18 protein-coding genes are annotated in these 14371 nt (G+C 71.4%); 12 read left to right on the top strand and 6 right to left on the bottom strand.

Annotated features, from left to right (window positions below; translation table 11 throughout):
- Positions 1-18 precede the first annotated feature (18 nt).
- Positions 19-444 (top strand): hypothetical protein, encoded by a 426-nt coding sequence (locus ACFE65_RS02405; RefSeq protein ID WP_375380733.1) that lies wholly within the window; start codon positions 19-21, stop codon positions 442-444.
- A gap of 482 nt (positions 445-926) precedes the next feature.
- Here the strand turns inward: ACFE65_RS02405 and ACFE65_RS02400 are convergent, their stop codons facing one another.
- From ACFE65_RS02400 to ACFE65_RS02390, 3 genes are all read right to left on the bottom strand, one after another.
- Positions 927-1388 (bottom strand): hypothetical protein, encoded by a 462-nt coding sequence (locus tag ACFE65_RS02400; protein WP_375380732.1) that lies wholly within the window; start codon positions 1386-1388, stop codon positions 927-929.
- A 312-nt stretch (positions 1389-1700) separates the two neighbouring features.
- Entirely contained in the window at positions 1701-2222 is a 522-nt protein-coding gene (locus ACFE65_RS02395; protein ID WP_375380731.1) for a hypothetical protein, read from the bottom strand.
- A gap of 51 nt (positions 2223-2273) precedes the next feature.
- A complete protein-coding gene (locus ACFE65_RS02390; protein WP_375380730.1) occupies positions 2274-2516 on the bottom strand; it encodes a hypothetical protein in 243 nt (80 codons plus the stop codon).
- A 16-nt stretch (positions 2517-2532) separates the two neighbouring features.
- On the opposite strand from ACFE65_RS02390, the gene ACFE65_RS02385 reads away from it, so the two are divergent.
- The 11 genes from ACFE65_RS02385 to ACFE65_RS02335 all read left to right on the top strand — a co-directional run bounded on the left by ACFE65_RS02385 (position 2533) and on the right by ACFE65_RS02335 (position 10975).
- On the top strand, positions 2533-3408 hold the full coding sequence (locus ACFE65_RS02385) for a flagellar hook-length control protein FliK (RefSeq protein ID WP_375380729.1): 876 nt from the start codon (positions 2533-2535) through the stop codon (positions 3406-3408).
- 13 nt (positions 3409-3421) lie between these two features.
- Positions 3422-4042 carry a flagellar basal body-associated protein FliL gene (fliL, locus tag ACFE65_RS02380; protein ID WP_375380728.1) on the top strand — a complete coding sequence of 207 codons (621 nt, stop codon included), beginning with the start codon at positions 3422-3424 and terminating at the stop codon, positions 4040-4042.
- Positions 4043-4045: 3 nt separating this feature from the next.
- On the top strand, positions 4046-5050 hold the full coding sequence (locus ACFE65_RS02375) for a FliM/FliN family flagellar motor switch protein (protein ID WP_375380727.1): 1005 nt from the start codon (positions 4046-4048) through the stop codon (positions 5048-5050).
- Complete coding sequence (fliN, locus tag ACFE65_RS02370; protein ID WP_375380726.1) at positions 5047-5349, top strand: flagellar motor switch protein FliN; 303 nt, start codon at positions 5047-5049, stop codon at positions 5347-5349. The genes ACFE65_RS02375 and fliN overlap by 4 nt, the downstream gene beginning before the upstream one ends.
- A 12-nt stretch (positions 5350-5361) precedes the next feature.
- A complete protein-coding gene (locus tag ACFE65_RS02365) occupies positions 5362-5703 on the top strand; it encodes a flagellar biosynthetic protein FliO (protein WP_375380725.1) in 342 nt (113 codons plus the stop codon).
- Positions 5704-5759: 56 nt separating this feature from the next.
- Positions 5760-6599, top strand: a complete 840-nt coding sequence (gene fliP, locus ACFE65_RS02360) for a flagellar type III secretion system pore protein FliP (RefSeq protein WP_375380771.1) — start codon at positions 5760-5762, stop codon at positions 6597-6599.
- 107 nt (positions 6600-6706) lie between these two features.
- A complete protein-coding gene (locus tag ACFE65_RS02355) occupies positions 6707-6976 on the top strand; it encodes a flagellar biosynthetic protein FliQ (RefSeq protein WP_375380724.1) in 270 nt (89 codons plus the stop codon).
- A gap of 153 nt (positions 6977-7129) precedes the next feature.
- Entirely contained in the window at positions 7130-7906 is a 777-nt protein-coding gene (gene fliR / locus ACFE65_RS02350) for a flagellar biosynthetic protein FliR (RefSeq protein ID WP_375380723.1), read from the top strand.
- Complete coding sequence (gene flhB, locus ACFE65_RS02345) at positions 7903-9054, top strand: flagellar type III secretion system protein FlhB (protein WP_375380722.1); 1152 nt, start codon at positions 7903-7905, stop codon at positions 9052-9054. Before fliR ends, flhB begins: the two co-directional genes overlap by 4 nt.
- A gap of 48 nt (positions 9055-9102) precedes the next feature.
- Positions 9103-10578 (top strand): flagellar filament capping protein FliD, encoded by a 1476-nt coding sequence (fliD, locus tag ACFE65_RS02340; RefSeq protein WP_375380721.1) that lies wholly within the window; start codon positions 9103-9105, stop codon positions 10576-10578.
- Between the two features lies 1 nt (position 10579).
- Positions 10580-10975 (top strand): flagellar protein FliS, encoded by a 396-nt coding sequence (locus ACFE65_RS02335; protein WP_375380720.1) that lies wholly within the window; start codon positions 10580-10582, stop codon positions 10973-10975.
- A gap of 173 nt (positions 10976-11148) precedes the next feature.
- Here the strand turns inward: ACFE65_RS02335 and ACFE65_RS02330 are convergent, their stop codons facing one another.
- The 3 genes from ACFE65_RS02330 to lysA form a co-directional block, all read right to left on the bottom strand.
- A complete protein-coding gene (locus ACFE65_RS02330) occupies positions 11149-12117 on the bottom strand; it encodes a zinc transporter ZntB (RefSeq protein ID WP_375380719.1) in 969 nt (322 codons plus the stop codon).
- Positions 12114-12890, bottom strand: a complete 777-nt coding sequence (locus ACFE65_RS02325) for an NAD(P)-dependent oxidoreductase (protein ID WP_375380718.1) — start codon at positions 12888-12890, stop codon at positions 12114-12116. Before ACFE65_RS02325 ends, ACFE65_RS02330 begins: the two co-directional genes overlap by 4 nt.
- 163 nt (positions 12891-13053) lie before the next feature.
- A complete protein-coding gene (gene lysA, locus ACFE65_RS02320; protein WP_375380770.1) occupies positions 13054-14325 on the bottom strand; it encodes a diaminopimelate decarboxylase in 1272 nt (423 codons plus the stop codon).
- Positions 14326-14371: the final 46 nt, after the last annotated feature.

Below are 14371 nucleotides of genomic sequence, written 5' to 3'. Positions count from 1 at the left end.
CCCCGATGGCTGACTCCGGTGGCTGACGCGGATCGCCTCGCGCGAATCCACCGCGTGCGCGAGGTTCAGGCCCGGCTCGCGCAGGCGGACGAGGTCCGCGCCCGCGACAAGGCCGCGTCGGAGGCGGACCTGCACGATCGCATCGCCGGCCTCGCCGCGGCGGTGGCGCCGCAGCCGGTTCCGCTCGCGACTGCGGCATCGCTCGGCGCGGCGGCGGTGTTCCGCGAACGCCTCCAGGCCTCGGCCGCGAACGCCGCCGTCCGCGTTCAAACCGCGGAGCTGCAGCTCGAGCGCAGCCGCCTCGCTACCCGCGCCGCGCTGCGCGACCGAACCGCGACCGAGAAGCTGCTCGAACGCGCCCGCGCGGAGGAGGCGGCCAAGGAAGCCCGCAAGCATGAGGACGCGCCGCCCGGCGGCCGGCGCAACCGGCACGAGCCTTGCTAGTCACAGCCTGATATTCCTGCCCCGCGAGACCCGTCCTCCATGCCGTCGCTGTCCACCCTGCTGTCCACCGCCGCGACGCCGTCCGCCGGGTCTGTCCGCGCGGCCGGGACGAAGGGCGTGGGCGCCGGGGCGACGGCCGGAACGCTGTTCGCCGACCTGCTGCCCGCGCAGAGCCCGGGACTCGTCGTCGGTGCCGGTCGGCAGGCGGCTGCCGGGAGCGGCATCGACTTGCCGGCGGCGATGCTGGTCACGACCGCGCCGGTTGCCGCGTCGCCTGCGGAGGCCGCCCGTTTCGCCGCTCCGGCCGCGTCTGGCGTACCCACGCCGGGAGGCTCGCTCGTAGCACAGCCGGGCGCCGCGGTCGCCGTCACGGCAGCCGCCCTTGCTGGGCCCGCCGCCCCTGTCGCCCCGGCCGCCTCGAGCGTGGCGGAGCCGGTACCGTCGCCCGCGGACGCCCAGCCGATCGCGACCACTCCGCCTCGCTACACTGCCGGTGCAGCGACCGCGCCCACGACGATGCCGTCGGCCGGTCCGGAACCGCACCAGCCGGCGCCCGCCATCAGCGCCGAGCCGACCCCTGCGACCGTCGCCACGTCCGACGATGTTACGGCCGATGCTCCTGTTGCGGTCGCGACTACGCTTGAAGCCCCAGCTCCAGCCCCAGCCCCAGCCTCAGCCTCAGCCTCAGCCCCAACCTCGCCGGGCGCCGCTACCATCGCCGCGTCGCCGCCGCTGCCGCAGGACGCCTCGATCGTGGCGGCGCCGACACCGCCGACCACCGTGGTGGGATTGACCGTGCCGGCCAGAAGGGCGCCTTCCTCCGACATCACCGCTTCGCCGACCGACGCCGTTGCCGCCGACCGGTCCCCGACGCAGAGCGGACTCCTGAGCGCCGGATTGGACGCACCGGCCGTGGCCTCGATCGCAACCCCGGGCGCGGACACGACCCTGCCGGCGATGACGCAAGTGCTGCCCTCGTCGCATCAAGCTCCGACCGGCTTGGATCCCGGAACATCAGGCCCGGTCGCCCCGGTTGCCCTCGGTTCTGCCCCACCTCAACGTTCCGAGCCTGCTCCCGCAAGCGCCGGGGTAGCGAGCGCGGTTCCGCCGGGTGCGGCCGCGGTGTCCCCGACCCGCACCGCCTCGCCTGCGTCGGCACCACCCGCTGCAGCGTCTACGTCTGTCGGCGCGACGTCGAGCGATCCGGTGCCGACCACGGACACCCTGGCCTTCGTCCCGCCACGTACGACCGCCGGTCACCGGGACGACGCCGTCACCCCGGCGATTGCGCCCTCGGCCCCGACCTCCACCGACGCGGTCCCACCTGCCGCCACAGCGGCACCCGCACGACCGATCCCAGCCGGCAAGACCCCCCTCCCCGCCTCGATCAGCGCCGTCGCGCTTGCCGACCAGATGGGCAGCACCGCCGCTCCGGTCGACGACAGCAGCGCGAGTGTCCCCGACCTTTCGACCGTGCCACCGGCAGCGGTTCCGGTCCCGCCGCGGGTCGTTCCGGCACGGGAGGCGGGGTCGCCGATGCCCATGGTGACGGCGGCGACGGACACCGGCACGATCCTCCTCGCCCGTTCGCCGAACCCCTGGGCACCTGCGCCGGCCGGGCCCGCCAGCCGGCCGGGCACCGCCGCGCCGACGATCGCCAGCGACGATGATGCTTCGACGGAGGCGCGCGCGACGCCAGTCGACGCGGCGCTTGACGCCGCGGCGCTCGTCCCGGCGATGTCGGTACCGTCAACGCCGACCCCGATCCCGGCGCTCACGGACACATCGGCAGGGGATCAGCCGGCGGCCCTCAGTCGATCGGGGTATGCTCAGACCGCGACGGCGGCGATCGGCCCACCTGCGACCGGCGCAGCTACGACCGGCGTGGCGCCGTCCATCGCCGCATCATCGGTGGACACGCCCCGCGCTGCCGCACCGGTACCGCTGGCTTTGGCGCCCCTCGCTCCGGCCGACCCGATCGCGGCGACCGCCACGACCACGGCGGCCGCTGGGCTGCCGGGTCCGACAGCGCCGGGCGCCACCATCGCGTCGCGGCCCGGTAATCCGATCATACCCCCTTCAGGCACCATGCCGATCGCCGATCCGATCGCCGCGACGCCACAGGGCGCAGCGCCGACGCCGGTGATCGCCGTCAGTGCTGCCGTCCCGGTCGCGCCCGCACCGATGGTGCCGGTCGCCGCTGCGCCGGCGGGCGGACCGGCCAGCGCGTCGGTCAGAGCCGCCGCCGCGCCGCCGCCCGTGACGCCTGCCGTCCAGTTCCTCCCGCAGCCGATGCTGGCGAGCGGCGCGGCCGGGCGGGTGTTCGCCGCCGCGCTGCATGCCGCCGCCGGGCCCGCGGCTGCCTCTGCGCAGGGCGCCGGGGAAGACCACGACCCGATGGTCGCCGCGATGCTCGCCGGCTCGGCCGTGGCGCAGGCGGTGCCGGTGGCAGCCGCGCAGGGCGCGGGCTTCGACATGAGCCAATCCGGCTGGCCGACGCGCATGGCCGAGCAGATCGAGGCGCTGCGCGACGCGGCGGATGCGACCAGCACGAGCATCCGCGTCATCCCCGATGCGCTCGGCCCCGTCGATCTGCAGGTGCGGCGCGACGGCGACCAGGTGCACGTCCATTTCAGCGCGGCCAACCCGGAAACGCGCACGCTGATCGCCGACGCGCAGCCGCAGCTTGCCGCCGCCGCCGCCGACCGCGGGCTGAAGCTCGGCCAGGCGAGCGTCGGTGGCGGTGCGGCAGACTGGAGCTCCAGCGCCGGCCAGAACGGCGCTGGCCAGAACGCTTGGGGCCAGAACGCGGGGGGCCAGAACGCGGGGGGCCAGAACGCTGGCGGTCAGGGTGCGCCCGGTCAGGACCAGCCCGCGCGCCGGTCCACGCCCGCATCGGCCCGCTCCGCTCCCCCACTCTCCGCCGCGTCCGATGACGCGGCCACCGACACCCGCATCGCCTGAAGGAACCTAGATCATGGCAGACAAGAAGGACGACGACGCAGCACCGCCCGCCAAGAAGAAGGGCGGGCTCGTGAAGATGCTCGTGATGGTCGTCGGCCTGCTCGTCCTGGTGGGCGGCGGAGTCGGCGCGGGGCTGTACGCGGCGTCGAGCGGCCTGATCGGCGGCGGCCACAAGAAGAAGGTCGACGACGGCCCCCAGCTTGTTCCCAAGAGCCAGCAGAAGGCGCCGGCAGCCGCGGAAGGCGGCGGCTCGTCTGAAGGCGAGGCGAAGGTGACCGGCGGCAAGGAGACGCCCGAGGGCGAGGGCGGCGACCGGTTCGCCTCCAACTATTACCCGCTCGACAAGGATTTCACCGCCAACCTGCAGGACTCCGCGCACTTCATCCAGGTCGGCCTCGCCATCTCGACGCCCTATGACGAGAAGGAGATCGCGCGGATCAAGACCAACGAGATCGCGATCCGCTCCGCCGTGCTCATGGCGCTGGGCGACACCACCGAGGATCAGGTGTTCACCAGCCAGGGCAAGCGCCAGCTCCAGGCGCGGCTGACGAAGGCGATCAACGACACCCTGTCGCAAAAGGAGGGATTCGGCGGCGTCGGTAACGTCTACTTTACCAATTTTGTTGTTCAGTGAGGCATGGTTAACGCCTCCCCTCCCGGCTCCGCCGCCGCCCCCGATCCCGAGCGTCGCCAGCGGCAACGCTCCGCGGGTGCGTCGCGGTCGGGCAAGGGCGCGGATGGCGGCGCAGCACACGCCGCCGCGCTGAGCGCGAACCGCAATCCGCTCGGCGATCTCCACACGCTCCAGCATCTGTCGGCCCGGCTCGCCCGCAGCTTGCGCGGCGTGTTCGAGCCGTTGCTGCGCCGGGAAGTGCGGATCTGGGCCGAGCCGCTGAGCATGGGCCGGTTCGCCGATTATCGCGCCGAGCGGCCGGACGGGCTGACCGCCTGGCTGCCGATGACGATGACGCCAATCGGGAGCGATCCGTCGGGCCAGGCGATGGTCGTGCTCGACGGACGGTTCCTGCTCGAGCTGCTCGACCTGTTCTTCGGTGGTAACGGCGCCGCGCCGCACGAGCTGCCCGCCGAGCTGTCGCCGGCCGCCGAAGCGCTGGTGGCCCGGGTCGGCATGATGCTCGCGGCCCCGCTCGCGGCGGCGTGGGACCCGGTGGGCCGCGTGTCGTTCGCGCCCGGCCGGATCGAGCCCAACCCGGCGCTGGTCGCCGGCTTCGATGGCGAGGACGCGGCGGTCGTCACCCGCTTCGGCATCGCCCCCGTCGACGGCCGCGCGACCACGCTCGACATCGTCTATCCGGTCGCGGCGCTGAAGCCCTTCGCGCCCTCGCTCACCGGCAAGGTGGCGCGCGCCGCCGCCGCGCCCGATCCCGCCTGGCGCTCCGGCCTCACCCGCGCCGCGATGACGGTACGCTTCCCGGTCCGCTCGGTGCTCGCCGAGCCCGTCGTGTCGCTCGCGCGGCTGATGGAGCTGAAGGCGGGCGACGTCATCCCGATCAGCTTCGGACCCGAAGTGCCGGTGATGGTCGGCGGCGACCGGTTCGGCGCCGGCACCGTCGGCACGTCCAACGGCCGCGCCGCCGTCAAACTCACCAGCCTTGCCCGCTCTCCGGAGGATTACGCATGAACGACATGACCGGGGGCTTTCCAGTGGACGCCGCACTCGCCGCCAATTTCCGGCTGCTGCAGGACGTCGACGTCAAGCTGACCGTCGAGATCGGCTCCACCTCGCTGTCGCTGCGCGAGCTGCTCGCGCTCGGCGAGGCGAGCGTGATCGAGCTCGACCGCCAGGCCAACGAGCTGCTCGACGTGTTCGTCAACGGCACGCTGATCGGCCGCGGCGAGGTGGTGACGGTCGGCGAGCGGTTCGGCGTCAGGATGACCGAGCTCGTCTCCCCCGACAAAGCCGTGCTTGCGCGCGCCTGAGGACCGACAGCCATGATGTGGTCCTATATCCTGAAGCTCGCCGTGCTGCTGCCGCTGGTCTGCGGGCTGATGGTTGGGTGCCTGTACCTGTGGCGCCGGCTGGAGGCGCGGATGCCGGGCAAGCCCGCCACGCGGCTGCTGAAGGTCACCGAGACGATGATGATCTCGCCCGGCCTGCGGCTCGCGGTGCTGGAGTTCGAGGGACGGCGCCTGCTGGTGTCGGTCGGTCGCGGCGGCGTCGCGCTTGTCGACCGGTCGCCGACCGTGGCGGCGGTGGCGGAGCGCCCGGCGCTTGATCGATCCTCGTTTGATCGGGCGCTGGACGGCCGCCTACGCGACGGGGCCCTCAAGTGAGCTTCCCGCAGGAGCATTTCACCGTCACGCGGCGGCCGCAGGGCGCGGGTCCTGCCCTGTTCGTCGAGCGGGCGCCGGTCCGCACGCTTCCCTGGGCTCGGATCGCGCTGGCTGTCGCCGCACTGGTGCTGATGCTGGCGATCGCGCTGCCGGCGATGGCACAGGCAACCCCGACGGCCGCGGCTGCTCCCGGTGTTGGGGATGCCGTCGACAAGGCGCTCGGCCAGCTCGGCGGTGCGCAATCGGGCGCGACCGGCCAGGCCGCCCCGTTGTCGCTGTCGTTGCAGGTCCTCATCATCATGGGGCTGCTGACGATCCTGCCGGGCATCCTGCTGATGATGACCAGCTTCACGCGGATCATCATCGTGCTGTCGGTGCTGCGCCAGGCGATGGGGCTGCAGCAGACGCCGCCAAACCAGGTGCTGATCGGCCTGGCGCTGTTCCTCAGCTTCTTCGTGATGGCGCCGACGATCAACCAGATCAACACGACCGCGATCCAGCCCTATGCCGCCGGCAAGCTCGCCGGCACGCAGATGATCGAGACGGCGGGCGAGCCGCTGCACGCCTTCATGGCCAAGCAGACGCGGGTGAAGGACCTGAGCCTGTTCGCCGGCCTCGCCAAGTCGGGGCCGTACCGCAGCCAGGTCGACGTGCCTTTCGCCGTCCTCCTCCCCGCCTTCGTCACCAGCGAGCTCAAGACCGCGTTCCAGATCGGCTTCCTGATCTTCCTGCCCTTCATCGTCATCGACCTGGTGGTCGCCACCGTCCTCACCAGTCTGGGCATGATGATGATGAGCCCGACGATCATCTCGATGCCGTTCAAGCTGCTGCTGTTCGTGCTGGTGGACGGCTGGGCGCTGACGATGGGCAGCCTGGCTAATTCTTTTGCGAGCTGAGCGCTCGTAGGCGGTGCCGGCCCGCTCCCCCTCCCGACCGCCCACACGGTATCCTGATGGGCGGTCGGGAGGGGGAGCGGGCCGGCACCGCATACCGAAGGTCGAAAATGGACTCCGATTACTTCCTCACCGTGGCCGACCAGACGATGTGGGTGCTCGCGCTCGCGGCGGCGCCGATCCTGATCCCGGCGCTGCTGTCCGGGCTGATCCTGGGCATGGTGCAGGCCGCGACCTCGATCAACGAGGCGAGCCTGTCGTTCGTGCCCAAGCTGATCGTCGTCGCGGTGTCGATCATGATCTTTGGCGGGCTGATCCTGGGCCTGCTGAGCGACTTCACGATCGACATCTTCAACCGTATTCCGGACCTCGTCAAATGAGGCGCTACCTTCTCCCTCTCCCGATGGGAGAGGGAAGGGGCCCGCTGCCGAAGGCAGTGGGAAGGGTGAGGGCGACGATCGCCCAACATATCGTCGCCCTCACCCTTCCGGCGCTTCGCGCCTCCCTCCCTCTCCCACCGGGAGAGGGATGACGTGTTGGGCTTCGGCCTTTCCATCGAGCCGCAGCTCTGGGCGCTGCTGTTCGTGATGGTGCGCGTCGGCGCGGCGTTCATCACAGCGCCGGTGTTCGGGGCGGTGGGCATCCCGCTGCCGGTGCGCGTCAGCCTGGCGGGCGCGATCGGGGTGCTGGTGCTCGCCGCGCATCCGGTGGTGCCGCCGCATGACATCTTCGCCGTCTCGACGGTACTGTCGGTCGCGGCCGAGGCGCTGGTCGGGCTGGCGATCGGCTTCGTGCTCCAGATCGCGTTCGCCGCGCCGATGGTGGCGGCCGAGGTGATCTCGACGTCGATGGGGCTCGGCTTCGCCTCGTCGATCGATCCGCAGCACGGCGTGTCGACGCCGGCGCTCGGGCAGTTCTTCTCGGTGCTGCTGACATTGCTGTTCCTGTCGGTCGACGGCCATCTGGTGCTCGTCGACATGATCGTGCGGAGCTACACCGCGCTGCCGCCGGGCGCGGCGTGGATGACGGCGGGGCAGTTGAAGGGCATCGCGCTGTTCGGCGGCTATGCGTTCCTGGGCGGGCTGCTGCTGGCGCTGCCGGTCGGTTTCCTGCTGTTCTGCCTCAACATGGTGATGGGGATGATGGCGCGCGCCGCGCCTGCGCTCAACCTGTTCGCGGTCGGCCTGCCCGCCAGCCTCGCGATGGGCGTCGTCGCGCTGGCCTTGGCCTTCCCGGTCATGGGCGACTTCATGCTGGTGATCGTGCGCGAAGGCCTCACCGCCACCCAGAAGCTGGTGCTCGGCGCATGAACAGCGAATCCGGCGGCGATCGCACCGAAGCCGCAACCCCCAAACGCAGGCGCGAGGCCGCCGAGCAGGGCGATGTCCTGCAGAGCCGCGAGTTCGCGACCGCGCTGGTGATCCTGGCGGGGGCCGGCTGGATGGTGATGTTCGGCGGGTCGCTGGTCGCGGGATGCAAGGCGCTGATGGCAGCGAGCTTCAGCTTCGGCCACGCGGACGTCGAGGATTTCTCGCCCTGGCGCCCGCTGCAGCAGGCCGGCTGGCACCTGCTGCCGTCGCTGTTCATGCTATTCGCGGTCACGGTGCTGGCCGCCATCGTAGGGCGCGCGGGCCTGGGCTCGCTGTCGTTCAACGGCTCGCTGCTCGCGCCCAAGGCCTCGCGGATCAATCCCGGCGCCGGGTTGAAGCGCGTGTTCGGCAGCAACGGCTGGATCGAACTCGGCAAGGCGCTGCTCAAGGTCGCGCTGCTCGGCAGCATCGGCGCGTACATGCTGTGGAAAACGCGCCACGCGACGCTGGGGCTCGCCTCCACCGACCTCGGCGCCGCGGTCGGGCAGCTCGGCGACACGTTCATCGCCGTCCTGATGGCGATGGCGGCGGGGCTGGCCGGGATCGCGCTGCTCGACGTGCCGGTCGCGCTGTTCCGGCTGATCGCCAAGCTGCGCATGACCAAGCAGCAGGTGCGCGACGAGCATAAGGAGACGGAAGGCTCGCCCGAGGCCAAGCAGCACCTGCGGCAGAAGCAGCGCGAGATGGCGCGGCGCGACGTGCGCAAGGCGGTGACTGGCGCGCATGTGGTGCTGACCAACCCGACGCATTTCGCGGTCGCGCTGCGATATGATCGCGGGTCGGACCAGGTGCCGGTGGTGGTCGCGCGCGGACGCGGCGCGACGGCGCTCGCGATCCGCGACGTGGCGGGTGAAGCGCACGTGCCCGTGCTCGAATATCCCCAGCTCGCCCGCGCCGTCTATTACACCAGCCGCGAGGGGCAGGAGGTGCGCGACGACCTGTATGTCGCCATCGCCGCGGTGCTGGCGTTCGTGTTCAGCCTCAACGCGCGTGCGGGTGGCGGCGGCGGCGGGTACCCGCCCGCCCCGCCGCGCGTCGACGTGCCGCCCGGCGCGCGGTTCGACGAACATGGCGCGAAACAGGGCTAAAGCCGTCGTCCTCGCGGCCGTTTACGCAACCGAGCGCGAGGAAATGCGATGACGACCACGACGGCCACCTCGACCACGACCGGCGCGATCCAGACCGCGACGCAGCAGTTGCTGACGTCGCTCGGCACCGGATCGGGCGTCGACACCTCCACGCTCGTCACCAGCCTCGTTTCCGCGGAGTTCGCCGCCAAGACGGACGCGCTGACCAGCAAGGCCTCCACGCTTACCACCCAGATTTCCGGCATCGCGACGCTCAAGAGCACGGTGACCGGCTTCGCCTCCGCGCTCGACGGGCTCGTGTCGGGCGGCACGCTGGTGACGCAGCCGGCGAGTTCAAACACGTCGGTCCTCACCGCGACCGCACTGCCGGGCGCGAAGCTCGCGAACCTGTCGAGTTCGATCACCGTCAGCCAGCTCGCGGGCGCGCAGGCGGCGCGGACCACGACGCCGGTCGCCAGCCGCAGCGCCACGATCGGATCGGGCACCTTCACCCTCACCATGGGCACCGCGACCTATGCGGCCGACGGCGGCAGCATGACCGGCTTCACCGCGGGCAGCACCACGCCGGTGACGATCGACGTGACGGACGCCAGCCTCGACGGCATCGCCGCGGCGATCAACGCCAAGGGGGCGGGCGTCACCGCCAGCGTCGTCACCGACGCGAGCGGCGCCGCCTATCTGTCGCTGAAGGGCCAGACCGGCGCGGCGCAGGCGTTCACGCTCGGGGCCACCAGCGACCCGTCCGGCAACCTCGCCCAGTTCGACGTCGGGCCGGGCGCGACGGGCACCGCGATCTCCGCCAGCGCGCAGAACGCCAAGCTGACGGTCGACGGCGTCGCCGTGGAGCGCACGAGCAACACGGTGAGCGACCTCGTCACCGGCGTGAAGCTGCAGCTCGCCGCCACGTCGGCCACGCCCGTCTCGCTGACGAGCACGTCGCCGACGTCCGCGCTGTCGTCGGCCGTCAGCGACTTCGTCGACACCTACAACCAGGTGCTGGCCGCCGTTCAGGCGCAGACCGACCCCAAGACCGGCGCGCTCGCGCGCGATCCCGCCGCGACGAGCCTGTTGCGCTCACTCAAGGCGTTGACGTCCCAGGTGCTGCTGACCGGCGGCAACGTCGAGACCAACGGCCCGACGCGGCTGTCCGAACTCGGCGTCGGCACCAACAAGGACGGCACGCTGAGCGTCAACACGACGACGCTCAACCGCCAGCTCGCCAATTTCCCGGCGTCGGTGGAGGCGATGTTCTCATCCGCCAATTCGACGGGCATCGGCGCGACGCTCGACGCCTTGTCGACGAATGCGATCAGCACGGTGACCGGGCTCGGCGCCTCCACTGCCACCTATACCGCCGCGCAGTCGACCGTGTCCGATCAGCAGACCGCGCTGACCACCGCTGAATCGACCGAGACGACGCGGCTGACGCAACTTTATTCGGCGATGAACAGCAAGGTCGCCGCCTACAAGTCGACGCAGACCTTCCTCACTAATCAGGTCGCGGCCTGGAACAAGTCGAGCTGAGATGTACGCCACCGCACTCCTCCGCGATCCCGCCGCCATGTACCGCCAGGTCGACGTGGCGGGCCGCACCGCGCACGCCGACGGGCCGGCGCTGGTGCAGCTGCTGTACGAGGAGCTGGGTTCGGCACTGCGCGCGGCGGCCTGGGCGACCGAGCAGGGCCGGCACGCCATCCGGTCCGAGCGGGTGACGCGCGCCACCGCGATCCTGTTCGCGCTGGAGGCGGGGCTGGATCACGACAAGGGCGGCGACGTGTCCGCCACGCTGGCACGGCTCTATGCGGGCGCGCGGCGGCAGGTGGTGGACGCGAGCATCGGCAGCGACCCTGCGCCGTTCCGCGAGGTCGCCGACACGCTGGACGAGATCGCCGCCGCCTGGCGGACGGCGCGGGCGGGCTGACGAGCTACGATCCACCGGTCCCATTCCCGCTCATGCTGAGCTTGTCGAAGCCTGTCCTGAGCGACGCCGCAGGCGGCGTCGAAGGGCACTGTCCTTCGTCCAAGCGCGACGGTCAGAGAAAGGCAGTGCTTCGACAAGCTCAGCATGAACGGTGATTGTGATACGACGTTACCTCACCCCCGCCCCAGCCAGTGCCGCCGGACGAAATAGATCGTGATCCCCGCCGCGATCAGCACGCACGCGGCCATGATCGCGTCGAACGACCAGGGCTGGTCGGCATAGGGCAGCGTTTTCACGTTCATCCCGTACAGCCCGGTGATGAAGGTGAGCGGCAGGAACACCATCGCCACGATCGCGATGATGAGGCTGCGCGAATCGAGCTGTTCGGCGCGTAGGTCGGTCAGCGCCTCGTGCATCAGCGCGGAGCGTTCGCGGATGCTCTCCAGCTCCTCGACCATCCGCGCGGCGCGATCGGCGGCGGCGGACAGCTTCAGCCGGTCGTCGGCCTGCAGCCAGTCGCCCGGCAGCGCGGCGAGCCGCTCCAGCGCCGCGCGCTGGGGCGCGAGGAAGCGGCGGTAGCCGATCGCGGCGACGCGCACGCGGGTGACGGTGCGGCGCAGCTCGAACACCCGGTCCGCGTCCAGCGCCTGCTCGCACACGTCGAGCTGGTCGCCGAGATCGGCCACTTGGGGATCGAGGTCCTCGGTGATCGCGGCGGCGAAGGCGGCGATCAGGTCTCCGGGGTCGCGCACCTCGCCCTTGCCGACCGCGGTCTCCACCGCGCCGATCGCGATCATGGATTTGCGCGTCACCGAATAGACGTGGCCCTTCTCCGCCCAGATGCGGACGGAGGCGAGCAAGTCCGATGTCGCCAGCTCCTCGTCCGACCGGCCGCGCAGGTTGAGGAGCGCTCCGTGCCCGAACTGCTCGCACCGCGGCCGCGTCTCGGTGGCGGTGAGCGCGTCGACGATGTAGCGGTCGAGCCCCGCCCGCTCGGTGAGCCAGGTCTGCGCGCGCTCGTCGTTGGTGGTGAGGTGGACCCAAGTCACGTCGGGGGCGCGCTCCGGCGTCTCGCCGAGCGCATCCTTGATGTCGACGCGCTCGCCTTGGCCGTCGCTGATCCGGTAGCCGAAGCCGCTCACGGGACCATCTCCACCCAGACGGACAGTCCGGGTTCCAGATCGACGGGCCGTTGGGGCATCACGATACGGGGCGCATCGGCGCGGGCGCGATCGAGGATCGCCGACGGCACGTCGGGCATGTGGACGACGCGATCGGCATTGGCGAGCCGACGCGCCTGGCGCAGCGTGAGGTCGTCCGGATCGGGTGATGCAAGCCGGATCACCAGCAGCTCGCTATTGGTCCGGCGTCGAAGATCGCCGGCGGCCAGCCAGGACCGGACATCGGGGTCGGGGCCAAGCGGATCGAGATCGCCGCCGGGGCGAAGCGCCGCGCTCAAGGCCCGCCGGCGCTCACCGCCGTCGGGCCACGCTTCCCGCAGGAGCGGCCGCGCCGCGAACAGGTCATCGGCTAACGCGCCGAGACCGGCCGGCAACAGTCCCTCCAATCGCTGGCGCAACGCGGCCGCCAGCCCCGCCGACACGCCGCCGGTACCGATCGCGACCAGCACCGGATCGCGGTCGACGATCGCGGGCAGGGTGAAGTCGCACAGCGCGGGGCGATCGACCGCGTTGACCAGCAGACCGCGCGCACGCAGCGCCGCGACGGCGGCGACCTCCTCACCCTTGTCCTCCAGCGCGACGATCGCCAGCCGCGCGTCCGGGTGATCCGCTACCACCTGCGCGCCCGAACGCTCCAGCAACCGCCGCTTGGCGTCCGCCGCCTCGCCGTCGCCGAGCAGGATCACGGGGCGATCCCGCAGGCGGACGAGCAGGGGGAGGCTATGCCAGGTCACTTGATCCTCCCCGAGCTTGCTCGGGGAGGGGGACCGCCGCCGAAGGTGGTGGTGGAGGGGCCGGCGTAGCCGGTGGGCTGCGACCACCGCCCCTCCACCATCCGCCCGAAGTAGGCAAATGGTCCCCCTCCCCGAGCAAGCTCGGGGAGGATCAAGAGGGAACTCACAACCATGCCGGCACCCGCTCCGCCGCGATCAGCGCTTCGGGCAGCACCCGGTCCGCCACCACGGCATAGCGGTCGCCGTCCACCAGCACCTCGGGCACCAGCGCGCGGCTGTTGTAGGTTGAGGCCATCGTCGCGCCGTATGCGCCCGCGGTGCGGAACACCGCCAGGTCACCCGACGCCACACGGTCGATGTCCCGCCCCATCGCGAACGTGTCGCCGCTCTCGCACACCGGCCCGGCGATGTTGGCGACGAACCGCTCGCCCGACGGGCGCACCGCCACGAAATCATGCCACGCGTCGTACAGCGCCGGCCGCGCGAGGTCGTTCATCGCCGCGTCGACGATCACATAGGGATGCACCCCATCCTGGTCCTTCGGGCCCGGCTTCACCCAGATCACCTGCGTCAACAACACGCCCGCATTGCCCGCGATCACGCGGCCCGGCTCGAACATCAGCCGCACGTCCCAGCCGGCCGTGACGCGGGCGACCATCGCGCCAAGCTCGGCGGGGCTCGGGAACACCTCGCCCGCGCGATACGGCACGCCGAGGCCGCCGCCGAGGTCGACATGGCTTATGATATGGCCGCCGGCGCGTAGCTCGGCGACCAGCTCGCCGACGCGCACATAGGCTGCCTCCAGCGGTGCGAGGTCCGAGAGCTGGCTGCCGATGTGGACGGCGACCCCGCGCAGCGACAGCCCCGGCCGCCGCCCCAGCCGGTCGAAGATGCCGGCCGCCTGATCGATCGCGACGCCGAACTTGTTCTGCTTGCGCCCGGTCGAGATCTTGGCGTGGGTGCCCGCGTCCACGTCCGGATTGACGCGCAGCACCGCCGGCGCGGTGAGGCCACGGGCGTGCGCAAGATCGGCGAGCACCTCGCCTTCCTCCTCCAGCTCCAGGTTGAACTGTCCGACCCCGGCCTCGAGCGCATCCGCCAGCTCGCCCCTCGTCTTGCCGACGCCCGAAAAGACGATGCTGCTCGCCGGCATCCCCGCCGCCAGCGCACGCTTCATCTCGCCGCCCGAGACGACGTCGGCGCCATAGCCCTCGTTCGCCAGCAGCCGCAGCACGGCGAGATTGGGGTTCGCCTTGATCGCATAGGCGAGGTGGACGTCGGGCAGACCCGCCATACCGTCGCGGAACACGCGCGCATGACGGCGGAAGGTCGCGGCAGAATAGACGTAGGCGGGCGTGCCGACTTCCGCCGCGATCCGCGCCAGCGGCACGTCTTCGCACCACAAGGCGCCGTCGCGATAGTCGAAATGGTCCATCAACATCCTGTTCTTGAAGGCGGCACCGGCCCGCTTCCTCACCCGG

The sequence above is a fragment of the uncultured Sphingomonas sp. genome (assembly GCF_964237335.1).
GTDB lineage: Bacteria > Pseudomonadota > Alphaproteobacteria > Sphingomonadales > Sphingomonadaceae > Sphingomonas.
Note: the sequence above shows the minus strand (reverse complement) of the source record. Positions and strands in the feature narration are given on the sequence as shown.